This window comes from Streptomyces javensis, from assembly GCF_039525925.1.
In the GTDB taxonomy this organism is placed as follows: domain Bacteria; phylum Actinomycetota; class Actinomycetes; order Streptomycetales; family Streptomycetaceae; genus Streptomyces; species Streptomyces asiaticus.
This window is the reverse complement of the sequence record NZ_BAAAIF010000187.1, coordinates 1-4,170: the sequence shown is the minus strand read 5'-3', so window position 1 is coordinate 4,170 and position 4,170 is coordinate 1. Positions and strand designations below refer to the sequence as shown.

Genomic DNA, 4,170 nt, shown 5'->3' with positions numbered 1-4,170 from the left:
GCACAACAACCGCGCCAACCGATTCGCCCGCCGATCCAACTCCCCATACGACAGAGCCTCACCACCACACCGCACCGCCACCACATCCGGCGCCGCCCCGACCCACCCCTCAAACCGCTCCACCATCGAACCGCCAGACAATGTGGTCTCAGTGGCATTCCACTCCGCCACCACCCGCGACCACTCCACCTCCCCCACCACATCCAGTCGACCGACCAACGTCTCCGGATCGGCCGCCATCCGCCCCAGCACCCGGAGCACCTGGTCGACCAGCCCCTGCGCCGTCTCCTCGCCGAACAGGTCCGGCCGGTAGCTCAGCCGCATGCCCAAGCCGCCGCTCGGGCCGACCACCAGGCCGAGCGGGTAGTTGATCGACTCCCGGAGTCCATGCTCGGTGAACTTCAGACCGCCCGGTCCGCGCCGCTCGACCTCATCGCCCGATGGCTTGTCACCCGGCGGCTTCCGCGCGTTCGTGCCCGAGGGGAAGCTCTCGAACGCCATGATGGTGTCGAACGTGGCCCCGGGCCCGGCCTGCCGCTGGATATCGCTGAGACTCAGGTACTGGTAGTCCACCAGCGCCGCCTGCTCGGCCTGGAGCTCTGTCAGCAGTTCGGCCACCGACTGCGCCGGGTCGAAGCGCACACGTACGGGCACGGTGTTGATGAAGAGCCCCAGCATGCTCTCCATGCCCGGCAGGTCCAGCGGACGCCCGGCCACGCTGGCGCCGAACACCACATCCCGTCGGCCGGTCAGCTTGCCGATGACGAGAGCCCAGGCGGCCTGAACGACGGTGTTCAGGGTGAGGCCGTGGAAGCGGCGCGTCAGGTCGCGGAGCGCCTGGTCCAGCTCCTTGCTCGCCTTGGCGGACACCATGGCGGAGTGCGCCGGCGCCCCGTTGTACTCGGCGGGGGCCACCAGCGTCGGCTCATCCGCCCCGGCCAGCGTCTTCCGCCAGGCCGCCATGGCTTCTTCCTTGTTCTGGCGGGCGAGCCAGGCGAGGTAATCACGGTACGGGGTCACGGGCGGCAGACCCCGTGCGCTGCCCCCGGCCTCGTAACACGCCCACAACTCCCGCATCAACACCGGCAGCGACCAGCCGTCCAGCAGGATGTGATGCAACGTCACCATCATCCGGTACTCATCCGGCCCGACCTTGACCAGCAACACCTTCAGCAACGGCGGCACCGCCAGGTCGAAACGCCGCTCCCGCTCCTCGATCCCCAGCCGCTCCGACTCCGCACGGGCCGCATCCGCGTCCAGCCCGGACAGGTCCTCCTCCCGCCACGGCAGGGTCACCCGGCGCATGACGAGCTGGACCGGGGCTCCGGAGGCGCGCCGCTGGAAGCCCGCGCGCAGGCTCTCGTGGCGGTCGAGCAGCGCCTGCCAGGACGCCCGCAGGACCGCGGAGTCCAGCTTGCCCTCCAGGCCGGTGATCATCTGCTCGACGTAGACGTCGATGCCCTCCTCGTCGTACACCGCATGGAACAGCAGGCCCTCCTGTAGCGGCGACAGCGGCCATACCCCCACCAGAGCGGAGTCGGTCATCTCAAGCTCCTTCGTCCATCTGCTGCGCTGTCGCTTCGAACTCGTCCAACTCGCTCTGGCTGATGTCCACCAACGGGAAGTCGGAGGGGGTGTGGCCACCGATACCGGTGTCGGCGTCGATGTCCGCGGTGTGCGTGGCCAGTCCGGTGAGCGTCGCGGCCCAGCCGTCCAGCAGGCTCCGGGCAGCCGACTCCGCCAGCAGTTCGGACGGCCAGGACACGATGAGGGTGAGCTGCGGGCCGTCGAGGAGGTCGTGGACGACGCCCATGACCTCCAGGGCGTGCATGACCGGGATCCGGTCGTTGGCGCCGCCACCTCGGCCACCGTCACCGGCGGTCTGCCAGGCATGTTGCTCGACGGGCTGCTGCCCCTGTTCGCTCTCGTTCCGCCGGCCGGGGAAACGACCCAGGTAGTTGAAGCCGATCTGGGCGGTGGGCAGCGCCGCAAGGGCGGGCGCGGCCTCGGGGTTGAGGTACCGGAGCATCCCGTAGCCGAGCCCGTCGCCCGGGACCGCGCGGAGCTGTTCCTTGATGCGCTTGATGGCCCGTCCCGCCGCGGCCCCGCCGGAGCGCAGCTCCCTGGCGTCGACGACGCCGACGTCGAGCCGCACCGGGTAGCTGCTGGTGAACCAGCCCACCGTACGCGTCAGATCCACGCCCTCCGCCAACGGCACCCGGCCATGGCCCTCGAGGTCCAGCAGGACCCCGGGCGTGTCCTCCTGGCCCTGACGGCGCCGCCACTCGGCCAACGCCGCGGTCAGGCCGGTCAGCAGTACGTCGTCGACGCCCGCGTGGAACGCCGTCGGCACGGTGGTCAACAGCGCCGATGTGACCTCCCTGGACACCTTCACCGACAGCTGCCGGACAGTGGCGCCGAGGTCCCGCCCCGGGTCCACGGGGCGCGAGGTGAGGAGGGGGTCGTCGCCGGCCAATAGCTCGGTCCAGGCGCGGAGTTCGGCGAGCCGTGGCCGACCGGTGGCTTCGGTCCGCAGGGCGCGGGCCCAGTGCCGGAAGGAGGTGGGCACCGGCTCCAGCACGACCTCACGACCGGCGGCCAGCTCCGTATACGCCTCGGCCAGGTCGGGCACGAGGACGCGCCAGGAAACGCCGTCCACGACGAGGTGGTTGAGGAGGATCAGCAACCGGCCCGGGGTGTCCGGGCCGAGGTCGAACCAGACCACCTGCGCCATCACCCCGGCCAGCGGATCGAGCCGATCCGCGGCGGCCCGCGACTGCTCGGCGATCAGGCGCTCGAGGTCTCCCCCGGCCGCACTCACATCGATGCGGTGCACCCACGGGGCCACGGATGCGGTCGGGGGGACGAGCAGGCGAGCCTCGGGCTCGGTCTCCAGCCGCGCCCGCAGAATGTCATGGTGATCGACCACCGCCTGCACGGCGCCGGTCAGCGTCTCGAGCCGCATCCCCGCCGGAGCCACCACCACCGTGGACTGGAACACCGCGCCTATACGCTCTGCTCCGGCCCGGTCCAGCAGCTCATGCATGACGGGGGTCAACGGCACCTCGCCCGTGCCCGGGTCGCCGCTCCCCTCCGGGCCGCCCGGAGCGGAGGCATCACCGGCCACCAGCGCCAGCTCCGCCGGCGTCCGTCGCTCGAAGACCTGCCGTGCGCTCACCACCAGACCGGCCTTACGCGCCCTCGACACCAGCAGCATCGACATGATCGAGTCACCGCCGAGCTCGAAGAACGACGCATCGGCACTCACCTCATCGAGGCCGAGCACCTCGGCGAAAAGCCCACAGAGGATCTCTTCGGTCGGGGTGGCCGGAGCACGGCCCGCCACGGTGACTGCCACATCGGGGGTGGGGAGCGCGGCACGGTCCAGCTTGCCGTTGACGGTGAGCGGCAGCGCGTCCAGCACGACGATCGCCGGGATCATGTACTCGGGCAGCCGGTCGGCGGCGAACGCGCGTACCGCCGCAAGGTCGAGCTCCCCGTTGGGAACCACGTACGCGACCAGCCGCTTGTCCCCCGGCCCGTCCTCCCGGACCACCACCGCGACCTGCGCCACACCCTCGCAGGCGGCCACCACCGCCTCGATCTCACCGGGCTCCACGCGGAAGCCACGGACCTTGACCTGCTCATCGACCCGCCCCGCGAAGACCAGCTCACCCTCGGCGGTCCACTTCGCCAGGTCGCCACTGCGATACATCCGACCGCCCGGGACGGCGAACGGACAGGCCACAAACCGCTCGGCCGAAAGTCCCGGCCGACCGATATAGCCCCGGGCCAGACCCGCACCGGCGATGTACACCTCGCCCGTAACGCCTACGGGGACCGGCTTGAGGAAGGTGTCCAGCACATAGACGCGGGCGTTGGGGAGGGGGCGGCCTATGGGCGGGGCCTCCTCCAGCGTGGCCTCCAGCGGAGTGGCAGTGGCGGTGGTGATGACGGTGGCCTCGGTCGGCCCGTACGTGTTCCACACCCGAGCACCCGCCGACCACCGCCCGGCCAGCTCCGCACTCAGCCGCTCGGCGCCCAGCACCCAATTGCTCACACCCGGCACGGCCTCCGGGTCCAGCACCCCCAGCAACGACGGCACCACACTCGCCACCCGCACCCCACACCGGCCGATCATCTCCGCCAGCGCCCGCGGATCCTTACGCT

Annotated in this window: 2 protein-coding genes; both read right to left on the bottom strand. The window is 70.9% G+C overall.

The features are described 5' to 3' along the window. The coding region (locus ABD329_RS47360; RefSeq protein WP_344318204.1) for a condensation domain-containing protein at positions 1 to 1,545 on the bottom strand (1,545 nt) is incomplete at its 3' end. A 1-nt stretch (position 1,546) separates the two neighbouring features. After that, a partial coding sequence (locus ABD329_RS47355) for a condensation domain-containing protein (protein WP_344318203.1) occupies positions 1,547 to 4,170 on the bottom strand: 2,624 nt, incomplete at its 5' end.